Source organism: Methylobacterium sp. WSM2598 (assembly GCF_000379105.1).
In the GTDB taxonomy this organism is placed as follows: domain Bacteria; phylum Pseudomonadota; class Alphaproteobacteria; order Rhizobiales; family Beijerinckiaceae; genus Methylobacterium.
Genome location: NZ_KB900609.1, coordinates 420,540 through 433,974 on the forward strand (window position 1 = coordinate 420,540; position 13,435 = coordinate 433,974).

At 75.1% G+C, this 13,435-nt stretch carries 13 protein-coding genes; 6 read left to right on the top strand and 7 right to left on the bottom strand.

From position 1 onward, the window contains the following. Window positions 1–554: 554 nt before the first annotated feature. Window positions 555–1,310 (top strand): trypsin-like serine protease, encoded by a 756-nt coding sequence (locus tag MET2598_RS0102055; RefSeq protein ID WP_018259719.1) that lies wholly within the window; start codon window positions 555–557, stop codon window positions 1,308–1,310. Between the two features lie 28 nt (window positions 1,311–1,338). Here MET2598_RS0102055 and MET2598_RS0102060 read toward each other — a convergent pair whose 3' ends face one another. The 5 genes from MET2598_RS0102060 to MET2598_RS0102080 form a co-directional block, all read right to left on the bottom strand. Continuing rightward, on the bottom strand, window positions 1,339–1,857 hold the full coding sequence (locus tag MET2598_RS0102060) for a prolyl-tRNA synthetase associated domain-containing protein (RefSeq protein ID WP_018259720.1): 519 nt from the start codon (window positions 1,855–1,857) through the stop codon (window positions 1,339–1,341). Continuing rightward, window positions 1,854–2,810 (bottom strand): threo-3-hydroxy-L-aspartate ammonia-lyase, encoded by a 957-nt coding sequence (locus tag MET2598_RS0102065; protein ID WP_018259721.1) that lies wholly within the window; start codon window positions 2,808–2,810, stop codon window positions 1,854–1,856. Before MET2598_RS0102065 ends, MET2598_RS0102060 begins: the two co-directional genes overlap by 4 nt. Continuing rightward, window positions 2,810–3,583 (bottom strand): enoyl-CoA hydratase, encoded by a 774-nt coding sequence (locus tag MET2598_RS0102070; RefSeq protein ID WP_018259722.1) that lies wholly within the window; start codon window positions 3,581–3,583, stop codon window positions 2,810–2,812. Before MET2598_RS0102070 ends, MET2598_RS0102065 begins: the two co-directional genes overlap by 1 nt. Before the next feature lie 152 nt (window positions 3,584–3,735). After that, window positions 3,736–4,485: a phosphatase PAP2 family protein gene (locus MET2598_RS0102075; RefSeq protein WP_012334334.1), complete on the bottom strand. Its 750-nt coding sequence runs from the start codon at window positions 4,483–4,485 to the stop codon at window positions 3,736–3,738. Next, on the bottom strand, window positions 4,482–5,042 hold the full coding sequence (locus tag MET2598_RS0102080) for a 2'-5' RNA ligase family protein (protein ID WP_198293050.1): 561 nt from the start codon (window positions 5,040–5,042) through the stop codon (window positions 4,482–4,484). Before MET2598_RS0102080 ends, MET2598_RS0102075 begins: the two co-directional genes overlap by 4 nt. A 110-nt stretch (window positions 5,043–5,152) precedes the next feature. Between MET2598_RS0102080 and MET2598_RS0102085 the strand changes: the two genes are divergently transcribed. From MET2598_RS0102085 to MET2598_RS0102105, 5 genes are all read left to right on the top strand, one after another. Then, window positions 5,153–6,076, top strand: a complete 924-nt coding sequence (locus tag MET2598_RS0102085; protein ID WP_012334332.1) for an alginate O-acetyltransferase AlgX-related protein — start codon at window positions 5,153–5,155, stop codon at window positions 6,074–6,076. Between the two features lie 45 nt (window positions 6,077–6,121). Further along, entirely contained in the window at window positions 6,122–7,108 is a 987-nt protein-coding gene (locus tag MET2598_RS0102090; RefSeq protein ID WP_018259723.1) for a glutathione S-transferase family protein, read from the top strand. Window positions 7,109–7,290: 182 nt separating this feature from the next. Continuing rightward, complete coding sequence (locus MET2598_RS0102095) at window positions 7,291–7,506, top strand: ferredoxin (protein ID WP_012334330.1); 216 nt, start codon at window positions 7,291–7,293, stop codon at window positions 7,504–7,506. After that, window positions 7,499–8,782 carry an NAD(P)/FAD-dependent oxidoreductase gene (locus tag MET2598_RS0102100; RefSeq protein WP_018259724.1) on the top strand — a complete coding sequence of 428 codons (1,284 nt, stop codon included), beginning with the start codon at window positions 7,499–7,501 and terminating at the stop codon, window positions 8,780–8,782. Before MET2598_RS0102095 ends, MET2598_RS0102100 begins: the two co-directional genes overlap by 8 nt. A 5-nt stretch (window positions 8,783–8,787) precedes the next feature. Beyond that, the gene (locus MET2598_RS0102105) at window positions 8,788–10,041 is read left to right on the top strand and encodes a cytochrome P450 (protein WP_018259725.1); all 1,254 of its coding nucleotides are present in this window, start codon (window positions 8,788–8,790) and stop codon (window positions 10,039–10,041) included. A 302-nt stretch (window positions 10,042–10,343) separates the two neighbouring features. Here MET2598_RS0102105 and MET2598_RS0102110 read toward each other — a convergent pair whose 3' ends face one another. Continuing rightward, window positions 10,344–12,089: a patatin-like phospholipase family protein gene (locus MET2598_RS0102110; protein WP_018259726.1), complete on the bottom strand. Its 1,746-nt coding sequence runs from the start codon at window positions 12,087–12,089 to the stop codon at window positions 10,344–10,346. 87 nt (window positions 12,090–12,176) lie between these two features. Next, window positions 12,177–13,358 (bottom strand): DUF3095 domain-containing protein, encoded by a 1,182-nt coding sequence (locus MET2598_RS0102115; protein WP_018259727.1) that lies wholly within the window; start codon window positions 13,356–13,358, stop codon window positions 12,177–12,179. Window positions 13,359–13,435 lie beyond the last annotated feature (77 nt).

Genomic DNA, 13,435 nt, shown 5'->3' on the forward strand with positions numbered 1-13,435 from the left:
TCCTCGCTGTCGGGAGATGAGGGAGTGTCCGGCGCGGCGCGGCCGCCGGGGTGCTCCGGCATGCGGGGGGCCGCGCGCAACGCCGCGTCAAGGGCCCGGTCGGACCGCCGGTTCGGTGCGCGGGTCCGGGGCCCGGTCCGCTGCCGGGCGGTCGGATGCCGGGCGGTCGGCACGGACCGCCCGCCTGCCCGGCCGCTGCCCCGCCCGCGCCTCGGCCCGCGGCGGCGCGGGACGCGCCGCGTCTGCCCTTGGGTTCCATCGTTCCGCAACGATTGTCTCCACGCAATCATCCTCTTGTCGTCTGATTTCGCGATGAAACAACGCTCTGTTGCATCGCGATTTCAGAGATAGGACAGGGCTCATCTATCGCCAGGTGCGAAAACGCACCCGGATGATCTGACATTTTAATCCCGCGGCGGAGCGGCGCAGGCTGGCGGGGCATGGGCTCGGCTCGCGCCGCGGGGGCGCCGGCCCAAGCAGAGGTGGCCCCTTCGGCGAATGATGCTTAGGGTCGATCCGACGGGATGCCGCATCGAAGCTCCGGAGCTGTCGCCATGGGCCGCTGGCCGCGCCTCCTCACCCGCGCCGCGCCGTGGCTGCTCGGGCTCGCGGCGGGCCTGGCCGGCAATCTTCCGGCGCAGGCGATCGAGGGCGGCGCCCCGGCGCGACCGCGCGACGCCCTGGCCCGCGCCACGGTGGCGCTGGGCACCGTCAACCAGTCGGGCGACGACATCCAGGTCACCCGCTGCTCCGGGGTCCTGATCGCGCGGGACCTCGTCCTCACGGCGGCGCACTGCATCGGCGAGAGCCCGCTCGGCGCCGTGGTGGTGTTCTACCGCGGCAGCGACCCGGTCGGGCCGGTCTACCGGGCGGCGGCGGTGTCGCGCTTCGCGGTCGACCGCGACGGGGCGGAGGCCGGGGACCTCGGCATCAACCTCGCGGCCCTCTCCCTCGACATCGCGGTGGTGCGCCTCGCCCGGCCGGTGCGCGACCGCGCGCCGGTGGCGGTCGGCCGGCCCGTGCGCCGCCTGCCCGGGCGGCTGGTCCTCGCCGGGGTCGGCCTCTCGGGCGGCGCGCCGGGGACGCTGAAGACCGCGCGCCTCACGCCCCTGGCGATGACCGCGACCGGCCTCACCTTCGCGCGCAGCGAGGGCGCCCAGGTCTGCATCGGCGATTCGGGCGGGCCGGTGGTGACGGCGGGCGGCGGGCGGCTGTGGGGCGTGGCGAGCGCGGTCATCACCGCGACGCCGCCCTGCGGCAGCCTCGTGGTGATCGCCCCCGCGGGCGCGCGCCTCGCCCGGGGGCCGTGAGGCGGGAGGCGCCCGCCCGGGGCCCCGCCTAAAGCGGGTCTCCCTCGGGCGCCGGCAGCGCCATCACCCGCGGCGGGTGGCCGGTCGCCTCCAGGAAGCGGATCAGGTCGCCGGGCGTGATCGCGGTCGTCGCCGCGTTGTGGAGCGGGTGGACATTCACCGGGTCCCGCGCCATCAGCGCGGCGTCGAGGACGACGCTCACCGCGCCCGCGCGGTCGTTGATCACCCCGAAGGGCGTGACCGAGCCGGGCTTGACGCCCAGCACCGCCTCCAGGAGCTCGGCCGAGCCGAAGGAGAGCCGGCCCGTCGCCCCGATCACCCCGTGCAGCCGCTTGAGATCGATCGCCGCCTCGGCCTGGGCCACCACCAGGAACAGCCGCCCGCGCTTGTCCTTGAGGAACAGGTTCTTGGAATGCCCGCCCGGCATCCCGGCCTTGAGGTCGCGGGATTCCGCCACCGTGTGCACGGGCCGGTGCGCGACCGTGCGCACCGGGATGCCGAGATCGGCCAGGTAGGCGAACAGGTCGTCCGGGCCGGCGGCCGTCATGCGGCGAGGAAGCGGGCGAGGGCCGCCGGATCGACGTTGCCCCCCGAGAGCACCACGCCGACGCGCTTGCCGGCGACCGGCACCACGCCCTCGAACGCCGCCGCCGCCGCGAGGCAGCCGGTCGGCTCGACCACGAGCTTCATCCGCTCCACGAAGAAGCGCATCGCCGCCACGAGCTGCGCGTCCGAGACGGTGACGAGCCCGGTCACCTCCCGGCGGATGATCGGGAAGGTGTGCGCGCCCAGATGCGTGGTGAGCGCCCCGTCGGCGATCGAGACCGGGACCGGGATGCGCACGACCTCGCCCTTGGCGAGCGACATCTGCCCGTCATTGCCGGCCTCCGGCTCGACGCCGTAGACGGCGCAATCCGGCGCCAGGGCGCGGGCCGAGAGCAGCGAGCCCGCGAGCAGCCCGCCGCCGCCCAGGCAGACCAGGAGCACGTCGAGGGGCCCCGTCTCCTCCAGGAGCTCCTTCACGGCGGTGCCCTGGCCGGCGATCACCTCCGGGTGGTCGTAGGGCGGGATCAGCGTGAGGCCGCGCGCCTCGGCGATCCCGCGGCTCACCGCCTCGCGATCCTCCTTGTAGCGGTCGTAGCGCACGATCTCGGCGCCGTAGCCCGCCGTCGCCGCGACCTTGATGGCCGGCGCGTCGTGCGGCATCACGATCACGGTCGGGACGTTCTGCAGCGCCCCCGCATAGGCGATGGCCTGCGCGTGGTTGCCCGACGAGAAGGCCAGCACGCCGCGCCGCCGCGCCGCCGCGTCGAGGGCCGCGATGGCGTTGTAGGCGCCGCGGAACTTGAAGGCGCCGGCCCGCTGCAGCGGCTCCGCCTTGAAGAACAGGCGGGCGCCCGTGCGCCGGTCGGCCGTGCGCGAGGTGAGGACGGGCGTGCGGTGGGCGACGCCGTCGAGGCGGTGCGCGGCGGCCTCGACCTGCGCGAAGGTGATGGTCATCAGCGGTGCTCGAAGTTGGGTTTGCGCTTCTCCAGGAAGGCGGCCATGCCCTCCTTCTGGTCGGCGGTGGCGAAGAGGCCGTAGAACACGCCGCGCTCGTAGCGCACGCCCTCGCTCAGGCTCGTCTCGAAGGCGCGGTCCACGCAGGCCTTCACGGTCATGACGGAGGGCAGCGACATCGCCGCGATGGTCTCGGCGGTCTTCCAGGCCTCGGCGAGGAGGTCGGCGGCCGGCACGATCCGGGCGACGAGGCCGGACCTCTCCGCCTCCGCGGCGTCCATCAGGCGCCCGGTCAGGCAGAGCTCCATCGCCTTGGCCTTGCCCACCGCCCGGGTCAGGCGCTGCGTGCCGCCCGCTCCCGGGATGACCCCGAGCTTGATCTCCGGCTGGCCGAACTTCGCGGTCTCGGCCGCCAGGATGAAGTCGCACATCATGGCGAGTTCGCAGCCGCCGCCGAGGGCGTAGCCGGCCACCGCCGCGATGATCGGCTTGCGCCGCCGGCCGACCCTGTCCCACTCGCCGAACGGATCCGCCATGGCGAATTCCGGATGGGTGCGGTCGCGCATCTCGGCGATGTCGGCGCCGGCCGCGAAGGCCTTCTCGGAGCCGGTCAGGATGATGCAGCCGATCCCGTCGTCGCGGTCGAAGCCGTCGAGGGCGTGGTTGAGATCGGCCACCAGCGGCCCGCAGAGGGCGTTGAGCTGCGCGGGCCGGTGCAGCGTGATGAGGGCGACCCGCCCGCGCGTCTCGACCCGGATGTTCTCGTACTCCATCCCGTCCCTCTCCGTTCGGCTCGTCTCCTGGCGAAGCCGAATCGCACGCCGCAATTCCGCTTAGCCCCTTGTTCTCGCATGATTTTTCGCCGCCGAACCGGTGACCCCTTCGGCGAATGATGCTTAGAAGAGCCGGGCCGCCGCCGCAAGGCTCAGGCGGGCGGCGGCGGATCGGGCGCCTCGACCACGTGCCGGCGCTGGAGCTGCAGCGCGACGAACCAGCAGAGGGAGGCCCAGGCGGCGCCGATGCACCAGCCGGCCAGCACGTCGCTCGGCCAGTGCACCCCGAGATAGACCCGGCTGATCCCGACGAGCAGCGTCGTCGCGACCCCGAGCGCGAGCACGAAGGCCTTGACCCGCCGGCCCTGCGAGATCCGGGCGAGCAGGATCGCCAGGGTCAGGTAGGCGATCGCCGAGAGCATGGCGTGGCCGCTCGGGAAGCTCGCCGTGAAGGTCTCCATCCCGTGCGGGACGAGGTCCGGGCGCGGGCGCCGGAAGACCAGCTTGAGCATCGTCGAGAGCAGCTCGCCGCCCCCGACCGCGGCGAGGACGAACAGGGCCGCCCGCCAGCGCCGCGTGCCGGCGAGGTAGAGCGCCACGCAGGCGGTGACGTAGACGATGCCGAAGACGCTGCCGAAGGCGGTGATGTCCCGCATCGTCTCGGGCAGCCAGTGGGGCCCGATCGGCTGGGCGGGGTCGCCGGGCCGGCGCAGGGCCAGCAGCAGCCGCTCGTCGAGCGCCTTGGTGTCGCCCTCCGAGACCTCCCCGGCCAGCTTGAAGAAGCCGAAGCCGAACAGGCTGACGGCGAGCAGCGAGGCGAGCGGGCCGACCTCGTTGAGCCGCAGCCGCCGCCACAGGACGGCACCGCCGCGCAGGGGGATTCGGTCGAGCGCGCGCGTCATCGGGGCGAGGCCTCCGCGAAGGGGAAGCGGCCCCGCGCCTCCCAGGGCCCGCCGAGGTAGCGCCAGAGCAGCAGGCCGGTTCCGGTGACGCGGAAGGGAGCGAAGTCCGCGGCGAGGCGCGCGTGCAGCGCCCGCGCCGCCTCGGGCGCCACCTTGTTCTGGATCGTCACGTGCGGGCGGAAGCCCTGGCGGTCCTGCGCGGTGAGCCAGGGCGCGAAGGCCCGGGCGAGGCGCGCGCGCAGGGCCGCCACCGCGGGCGCGTCGAGCGCGTAAGCGACGCCGCGGCCCGTGAAGCGCAGGCCCGTCACCGCGACCGCGGCCGGGGCCTCCTCCCGCGCCGCGCCCGCCAGGGTCTCGACGATGCCGCGCTCCTCCTCCCCGGGCAGGTGGTGGAACAGGGTGACGTGGGCCGGGATGCGGTTGAGGGCGGCCGGGAAATGGGTGCGGCGCTCGGCGTCGAAGCGCCCGAAGGCGGCCTCGTCGAGGTCCAGGGTGAGGATGAGGGGCGCGTGCTCCATGCGCGAGGCGAGATGGCGCGGCGGGCCGGGCTTGTCCATCCCGCCGGCCGCGCTGCGCGGGCGCATCCCGCGCTGTTCGGGCGCGTGCCGCGCTGTTCAGGCGCGTGCCGCGCTGTTCAGGCGCGGCCGGGGAAGCTACAGCGGCGCGCATGACGAGAAACCGCGATGGCGTCCATGTCGGGCGGGACGGGTGGCTCTTCCTCACCGGAGGCACCAACCGGGTCCTGGCGCAGTACCGGGCGACCCTCCCGAATGCCTGGCTGCTGTGGCGCTGGCGCCGGCTGATCGAGCGGCGCAGCGCCCGCGCGGCGGCGCTCGGCCTGCGCTACCACCACGTCGTCATCCCCGAGAAGCTCAGCATCTACGAGGACCGGCTCGACGGGATCGCCCTCGATCCGGCCCTGTCGCCGGCCCGGCGCCTCGGGGCGCGGCTCGCCCGCTCGCGGGCGGCCGGCGCCTGGATCGACCTCGTCGGCCCGATGCGGGCGGCCCGGGCCGGCGAGCGCCCGCTCTTCCTGCGCACCGACACGCACTGGACCGAGCGCGGCTGCCAGCTCGCCTACGCGGAGATCATGCGGGGCCTCGCCGCCGCGCCGCGGGCCGACCTGGCCGCGCGGCCCTACCGCGAGACGGAGGCGGTGCTCGACCTGGGCGGGAAGCTGCCGGACCGGCCGCGCGAGGTCGCCCGCATGGTCGAGTACCTGCGCGACGCGCGCCGGGTCGGGGCCAACAGCCTGGTCGAGACCTTCGAGGCGCAGGGCCGGGCGATGGACCTCCACGTCGGCGCCCGGGTGGTGTTCCGGAACGACAGCCCCCTGGCCGATCCCCGCTGCCTCGTGCTGTTCGGGGATTCCTGCGCGCATTTCGGCACGTTCTTCCTCACGGGGCTCCTCGCCGAGAGCTTTCGCGAGGTGCATTTCCTGTGGTCCGCGAGCGTGGATTGGGGTTACGTCGCGCGGGTACGCCCGCACCTGCTCCTCGTCGAGATGGCCGAGCGCTTCCTGTACCGCGTGCCGGACGACCGCTTCGACGTCGAGGCCTATGCGAGGCGCAAGCTCGCCGGGCGGGCGTGAGAGCCGCGGGAGCGGGCACCGTCGAGAATCATCCGGGAGATCGGCATGGGGCTGCTCGTCAACGGCGTCTGGCAGGATCGCTGGTACGACACGAAGGAGACCGGCGGGCGCTTCGTGCGCAAGGACTCCGCCTTCCGCAACTGGGTGACGGCGGACGGCGCGCCCGGCCCCACCGGCACCGGCGGCTTCCGGGCCGAGCCCGGGCGCTACCACCTCTACGTCTCCCTCGCCTGCCCCTGGGCGCACCGCACGCTGATCGTGCGCGCCCTGAAGGGGCTGGAGCAGGCGATCTCGGTCGCGGTCGTCGATCCGCTGATGGGCGCCGAGGGCTGGGTCTTCGACGATTCGCCCGGGGCCGGGCCCGACACCGTGAACGGGGCCGCGCGCCTGTCCGAGATCTACGTCATGGCCGATCCGCACTACACGGGGCGGGTCACCGTCCCGGTCCTGTGGGACCGGGAGCGCCGCACGATCGTGTCGAACGAATCGGCCGAGATCATCCGGATGCTGAACCGCGCCTTCGACGGCGCGGGCGCGCGCGGCCCGGACCTCTGCCCGGACGCCCTGCGGGAGGCGATCGACGCCCTCAACGCCCGCGTCTACGACCGGGTCAACAACGGGGTCTACAAGGCGGGCTTCGCCACCAGCCAGGCGGCCTACGCGGAGGCGGTGACGGCCCTGTTCGAGGAACTCGACGCCCTGGACGCGCGGCTCGACCGCGGTCGGTTCCTGTTCGGCCCGACGCTGACGGAGGCGGATATCCGGCTCTTCACCACGCTCGTCCGCTTCGACCCGGTCTATGTCGGGCACTTCAAGTGCAACCTGCGGCGGATCGCGGATTATCCCAACCTCGCGCCCTACCTGCGCGACCTCTACCAGCATCCGGCGATCCGCCCGACCGTGGACCTGACCCACATCAAGCGCCACTATTACGAGAGCCACGCCACCATCAACCCGACCGGGATCGTCCCGCTGGGCCCGATCCTCGATTACGACGCGCCGCACGGGCGGGCTGAGCGCTTCGCGGCCTGACGGCCGCCTCGCCGGTTCGTAACCTTTGCGGCGGCGCGGCGAATTGGCCCGTGCGAGAACCGCCCGGCCCGGTCGCGGCGTTGTCGGCGGGGCCATGTTGCGCCGCGGCGAACCCGCGCGGGCGGGCCCGGGACACGGACCGGCGCCGGCACCGGCGGAGCCGGCAGGAGGTGAAGGAGCCCATGCGCGTCGTCGTCGACCTCAATCGCTGCCAAGCCTACGCCCAGTGCTGCTTCGCGGCGCCCGAGAGCTTCGCCCTGCACGGGCCGGAGGTGCTGGTCTACGACGCGGCGCCCCCGCCGGAGCGCCGCCGGGAGATCGAGCGGGCGGTCCAGGCCTGCCCGGTCCGGGCGATCCTGCTGGAGGTCGAGCCCGAGGAGGCGGGATCCCATGGCTGACCGGGACCGCATCCTCGTCGTCGGCGCCTCGCTGGCGGGCCTTCGCGGCGCCGAGGCCCTGCGGCGGCACGGCCATGCCGGGCCGATCACGCTCGTCGGCGACGAGCCCTACCCGCCCTACGACCGCCCGCCCCTCTCGAAGCGGGTGCTCACCGGAGAGGCGCGGGCCGACCGCATCGCCCTGCCCTCGCGGCCCGGCCTCGACCTGACCTGGCGGCTCGGCACGGCGGCGGTCGGCCTCGACCTCGCCGCCCGCGAGGTCGCCCTGGCGACGGGCGAGCGCCTGCCCTTCGACCGTCTCCTGATCGCGACGGGCACGCGGGCGCGCCCCTGGCCGAACGCCGCGGAGGCCGCCCTGGCCGGCGTCCACAGCGTGCGCAACCGCGAGGATTCCGAGCGCCTGCGCGGCGCGCTCGCGGCGGCGCCGCGGCGCGTCCTGATCATCGGGGCGGGCTTCATCGGCTGCGAGGCGGCCTCGGCCTGCCGGTCGATCGGGCTTCCCGTCACGCTGGTCGACCCGAACCCGACGCCGCTCGCCTCGGTGCTCGGCACCCGGATCGGCGCCGCCGTGGCCGCGATGCTGCGCGAGGCCGGGGTCGATTACCGTCCTTCGACCCGCGTCGAGGCCCTGGACTCGGACGGCGAGGGCCGCGTCCGGGGCGCCCGCCTCGTCGGCGGCGGCACCGTCGCCGCGCCGGTCGTCATCGTGGCGCTCGGGGCGCTGCGCAACACCGAGTGGCTCGCCGGCTCGGGGCTGGCGGCGGATGCGGGCGGCGTCGCCTGCGACGGCCAGTGCCGCGTCCTCGACCGCGACGGCCGCGCGGTCGAGGGGATCGCGGCGGCGGGCGACGTGGCGCGCTTCCCCCACCCCCTGTTCGAGGACGGCCCCGTCGCCCTCGAACATTGGGGCCACGCGGTCGCGCAGGCCGAGCACGCCGCCCGCACGCTGCTCGGGCAGGCCGGCGCCCCCTACGCCGAGATCCCGGCCTTCTGGTCGAGCCAGTTCGACGTGAACATCAAGTCGGTGGGCCTCACCAACGGCGCCGACAGCGTGGCGGTGACCCAGGGCGATGTCGGCGCGCGGCGCTTCGTGGCGGTCTACGGCCGGCATGGCCGCACCGTCGCGGCGGTGTCGTTCGACCAGGCCCGCTGGCTGCCCGCCTACGCGGCCCGGATCGAGGCCCGCGCCGCTTTCCCGCCGATCCTCGGGGCGACGGACCAGGGTCGCGTCGCCCGCGCCGATCCCGGTTTTCCCGCAAGTCCGGCGCGAGGCTGACGACGATGCCCGACCCGACCCTCTTCGCCGCGGTCAAGGATCCGGCCAACCGCCCGAACCCCTACCCGCTCTACGCGCGGCTGCGCGAGGCGCCGGTGGCGCGCCAGGACGACGGCACCTACGTGGTCACCACCCACGCGGCCCTGCGGGCCCTGCTGTTCGACCCGCGCATCAGCTCGGAGGACCTGCCCTCCACCTCGCACCCGCGCACCGGCAACCCGTTCAAGGACTGGATCATCAACCCGTTCAAGGACCACGTCCGCACCAAGCACCGGCCCTTCATCTTCCGCGATCCGCCCGACCACGACGTGCTGCGGCGGCACGTGATGCGCGAGTTCACGCCCGAGCGGATCCGGGCCATGCACGGCCGGGTCGACGGACTGGTGGCCGACCTCCTCGACCGGCGCCGGGACGCGCGCGCGATCGACCTCGTGGACGACTTCTCCTACCCGCTCCCGGTCACGGTGATCTGCGAGCTCCTCGGGGTGCCGCCGGAGGACGAGGGCCGGTTCCACGGCTGGGCGACGCAGCTCGCCACCGCCCTCGAACCCGACGCGCGCCAGGACGAGGCGGCGCTCGGCCGGAACATCGAGACCTTCGACGCGATCGCCGCCTACATGCAGGATCTGATCAAGGACAAGCGGCGCCACCCGAAGGACGACCTGCTCACCGGGCTCGCGACCCGCGAGGATCCGCAGGCCGGCCGGATGGGGGATTACGACCTGATCGCGACCTCGATCCTGCTGCTGATCGCCGGCCACGAGACGACCGTGAACCTGATCACCAACGGCATGCTGACGCTGCTGCGCTTCCCCGCGCAGCTGGAGCGCCTGCGCGCCGAGCCCGAGATCGCCCCGCGGCTGATCGAGGAATTGCTGCGCTACGAGCCGCCGGTCCATTTCCGGACCCGCAAGGCCCTGGCCGAGATCGAGCTCGCCGGGACGACGATCCCGGCGGGGGCGCCGGTGGTGCTGCTCTTCGCCTCCGGCAGCCGCGACCCGGCCCGCTTCGCCGATCCCGACCGGTTCGACCCGGACCGGGAGGACAACCAGCATTTCGGGTTCGGCGGCAGCCTGCATTTCTGCGTCGGCGCCCCGCTGGCGCGGCTGGAGGCGGAGGCGGCGCTGGTCGCCCTGGCGCGGCGGCTGCGCAACCCGCGCCTCCTCGACGACCCGCCGCCCTACCGGCCGGGCGCGTCGCTGCGGGGGCCGGAGCACCTGCGCCTCGCCATCGACGGCGTGTCGCCGCCCGACGCATGACGCCTCGCGGCGCCGCCGCGCGGGTGAGGAGCGGGAGAAACTCCGCGCACCATGGCACGGCCGGGCTCAGGCGGCCTCCCTGATGATCGAGCCCGATCGCCGCGAGGCGCACCGTCTTCGGCAGAAGGTGCGTCCCGCTCTCGTCGTCGCGCCACGTCGCAGGCTGACCCCGAGCGCCGCGGCGGCTTCGGCCTGGGAGAGGTTCGGGTTTCGCGACCGCAGCCATGACCGCAGCCATGACCGCAGCCACGCGGCGCCCTGCCGCCGCGCAGCCCGGGGACCGGCGGCCCGAGGCCCCGCGATCACCCGGCGCGCCCCGCCGCCCAGCCCTCCAGGGCGCCCTCCTCCAGCTTGGCGCGGGCGTGCCGGTAGCCGATCTCGGCCACGGCCGCGTAGCTGCGCCACGCGCGCAGGTCGATGCCGGCGAGGGGCGGCTGCAGGAAGGCCGTCGCCCGGCCCCGCGCCATCGCCGCCGAGGCGTCGCTCGACACGGTGGCGGCCCGCAGCAGGATCTGGGCGATGCCCGGCATCGCGAAGGGCACCCCGAGGGCGCGGCGCACCAGCCGGGAGCGGAACGGGCGCTCGGGCATGGTGGCGAGGGCGAGGTCGCTCGCCACGTCGACCGCCAGCACGGTGCCGCGGCGCAGACCCGCCATCAGATCGGCCGGCAGGTTGTTCATCACGCCCCCGTCCACCAGCACGCCCTCCGGGTGGAGGACCGGCGGCAGCAGGCCCGGGACCGCGATGCTGGCGCGCAGGGCCGTCACGAGCGGCCCCGCCCGGTGGATCATCGCCGCGCCGGTGGTCAGGTTCGAGGAGACGCAGAAGTAGGGCAGCCAGAGATCCTCGATCCGCGCCTCGCCGAAATGCTGGGCGAGGCGGCGGTCCACCTTCGCGCCGCGGGTGAGGGCGGTGATCGGCAGCGTGTAGTCGTTGAGGGGCGAGCTCGCCACGAAGGCCGCCACCGTGTGGGCGCCGATCTCCTCCAGGTCCCAGCCCATGGCGAGGCTGGCGGCCACCACCGCGCCCATGCTGGTCCCGGCCACGAGGTCGACCGCGTGGCCGGCCTCGGTGAGCGCCCGGATCACGCCGAGATGCGCGAAGCCGCGCGCCCCGCCCCCGCCGAGCACGAGCCCCCGGGCGCGCCCTCCGGCGAGCCGGGCGACCCGGGCGAGGTCGGCGGCGTTCCCGGCCCGGGCCTGGAGGCGGAGCTCCACCGGCAGCGCCGCCAGGGCCGGGTCGAGCGGGCCGGGCCGCTGCGCGTCGGCGGGGTTGAGGACGACGAGGTCCTGGTGGGTCCAGCCCTGCATCGGCATGGTGATCCGACCCGAGAAGGCCGCGCCGGGCCGGCGCCCGGGCGCGGCCAGCAGCAGGACGTGGTCGGCCCGCCGCAGGCAGAGATTGGCCCAGCCCGAGCCCGGCGCCTCGGCCGCGTAGACGACCTGGTCCTGCGCGGTCTCCAGGGCGTGGAACCAGGTCTCGTCCGCGTCGTCGGGCCAGGCGGTGAGCAGGGCCGAGCGCCCGGGCAGGGCCGCCGCGAAGCCCCGTGCGAAGGCCGGCACGTCGACGCCCTCGGTCACGCCGATCACCGCGAAGGTCATCGGCGTCGTCGCCACCGGCGTGCAGGCCGAGGCGCTGCGCAGCCGCGAGGCCAGGAGCCGGGCGAAGTAGAGCATCGTCGCCGGGTGGCGGGCGACGAGGTCGTCGAAGGCGCGCTTCGACAATCGCAGCAGGGCGGAATCGCGCAGCACCGTCGCGGTGGCCGAGCGCGGCTCGCCGGAGAGGAGGGCCATCTCGCCCACGGTCTCGGGCGGGCGCACGCGGGCGACGGGCCGCGCCTCCCCCGTGAGGGGGTCGCGCGCCGAGATCCCGATCGCCCCCGAGACGAGGGCGTAGAGCGCGTCGGCGGGCGCGTCCTGCTCGAACAGCACCGCGCCGCCCGGCACCGCGATCGGCTCCAGGCGCGCGCGCACGGCGGCGGCGGTGACGGGGTCGAGGGGGCCGAGGAACGGGATCTCCGGCGGGCTCACGTCGGCCACGATGTCCATCGGCTCCTCCCCGGTCCCGGCTCCGCCCGCAGGCGTCGCCCGCGGGCCGTCCCGTCCGCCGATCCGGACACATATCGGGCGGCCCGCTCAGGCGGCGAGCTTCGCCTTCAGGGCCTGGGCGGCGCGGGCGTAGCCGCCCCCGTCGCCGTCGATGAAGTGGACGTGGTCGCTCGCGCTCGGCACCGGGGTGATGCAGGTCGTCAGGGCGGCTTCCTGGCGGTGCAGCCCGAAGGCGACGAGGCCGGCCGCCTCCGCGGCGGCGAGCCTCGCCTCGATCGCCGCCGCGACGGCCTCGTCGCAGTCGAGCGTCATGCGCAGGCCGTCGTCGTATTTCTGGAAATCGGCGTTGCCGACGAGTTCGTGCAGGTAGCGGTCGGGCGAGAAGCCGCCGACCGGGATGCGGAAGCGGAACAGGAGATGGGCCGCCAGGGTGTGCAGGCCGAGGCGCAGGCGGCCGAGCAGGCGCGGCCCCGCGCGGGCGCGGACCTCGTGGGCGAGCCCGGCGGGGGGCCAGCGCAGGGGCGGTCCCCCGTCCGGCAGGGGGCGCCCCATGGCGGGAGCGGCCGCCACGATCCGCAGCACGTCGCCGATCACCGCCCGCAGGGCGGCGGGATCGGCCCCGGGCCGGCCGACGACGAGGACCGACAGGATGAGCCCGTGGCGCGCCCGGGCCGGCGAGAAGCGGCAGGAGAGGCCGGTCAGGTCCGGCCGCTCCCCGGCGGCCGGCGGCACGGCGTGGCGCCCCGCCTTGAGCGCCTGCTCGGCGAAGGCGAGCCCGCCCCCGGTCATCATCGCGTAGGCGACGTGCGGCGAGGGCGCGTAGCGGCCGACCCGCAGGTCGAACCCGGCCTCGCGGATCGCCGCGACCGGCACCAGGGCGGCGCGCAGGGTGAGATCCAGCTCGGCCGCGACCCAGGCCACGGTGGCGGCGAGCGCCCGGCGGGCCGCCTCGACCTCCTCCGGGGCGAGCAGCAGCGTCGCCCCGTCCCCGCCGAACACGAAGGGCAGGTCGCGCCCGCCGAGGGCGTTGCGCACGGCCGCGATGGCGGCCGCGCCCGCGAAATTCACCGCCTTGTAGCGGCCCGCCGCGATGGCGGCCGTCGAATCGACCACGTCCGTGAGCGCGACCCACCACGAATCCGGCACCGGCCGGTAGGCCGCCTCGTCGAGGACGTTCTGGAAGTCGGTGATCGGCGCGATCGCCTCGTAGCGGAACGCGGCCCGCTCCGCGTCGCGCTCCGGTTCCCCGCTCGCCCGCTCCGCCCGCATGGCAGGCCCTCCGCTCGGGCGCCGTCTAGCACGGGTCGGCCCGGCGCGCAGCGTCGCCGGGACCGGGCTGTCCGCGG

Bases quoted from the DNA above. Each gene is read 5' to 3' on its own strand.
- MET2598_RS0102055 (WP_018259719.1), top strand. From the start codon at position 555: ATGGGCCGCTGGCCGCGCCTCCTCACCCGCGCCGCGCCGTGGCTGCTC.
- MET2598_RS0102060 (WP_018259720.1), bottom strand. From the start codon at position 1,857: ATGACGGCCGCCGGCCCGGACGACCTGTTCGCCTACCTGGCCGATCTC.
- MET2598_RS0102065 (WP_018259721.1), bottom strand. From the start codon at position 2,810: ATGACCATCACCTTCGCGCAGGTCGAGGCCGCCGCGCACCGCCTCGAC.
- MET2598_RS0102070 (WP_018259722.1), bottom strand. From the start codon at position 3,583: ATGGAGTACGAGAACATCCGGGTCGAGACGCGCGGGCGGGTCGCCCTC.
- MET2598_RS0102075 (WP_012334334.1), bottom strand. From the start codon at position 4,485: ATGACGCGCGCGCTCGACCGAATCCCCCTGCGCGGCGGTGCCGTCCTG.
- MET2598_RS0102080 (WP_198293050.1), bottom strand. From the start codon at position 5,042: ATGGACAAGCCCGGCCCGCCGCGCCATCTCGCCTCGCGCATGGAGCAC.
- MET2598_RS0102085 (WP_012334332.1), top strand. From the start codon at position 5,153: ATGACGAGAAACCGCGATGGCGTCCATGTCGGGCGGGACGGGTGGCTC.
- MET2598_RS0102090 (WP_018259723.1), top strand. From the start codon at position 6,122: ATGGGGCTGCTCGTCAACGGCGTCTGGCAGGATCGCTGGTACGACACG.
- MET2598_RS0102095 (WP_012334330.1), top strand. From the start codon at position 7,291: ATGCGCGTCGTCGTCGACCTCAATCGCTGCCAAGCCTACGCCCAGTGC.
- MET2598_RS0102100 (WP_018259724.1), top strand. From the start codon at position 7,499: ATGGCTGACCGGGACCGCATCCTCGTCGTCGGCGCCTCGCTGGCGGGC.
- MET2598_RS0102105 (WP_018259725.1), top strand. From the start codon at position 8,788: ATGCCCGACCCGACCCTCTTCGCCGCGGTCAAGGATCCGGCCAACCGC.
- MET2598_RS0102110 (WP_018259726.1), bottom strand. From the start codon at position 12,089: ATGGACATCGTGGCCGACGTGAGCCCGCCGGAGATCCCGTTCCTCGGC.
- MET2598_RS0102115 (WP_018259727.1), bottom strand. From the start codon at position 13,358: ATGCGGGCGGAGCGGGCGAGCGGGGAACCGGAGCGCGACGCGGAGCGG.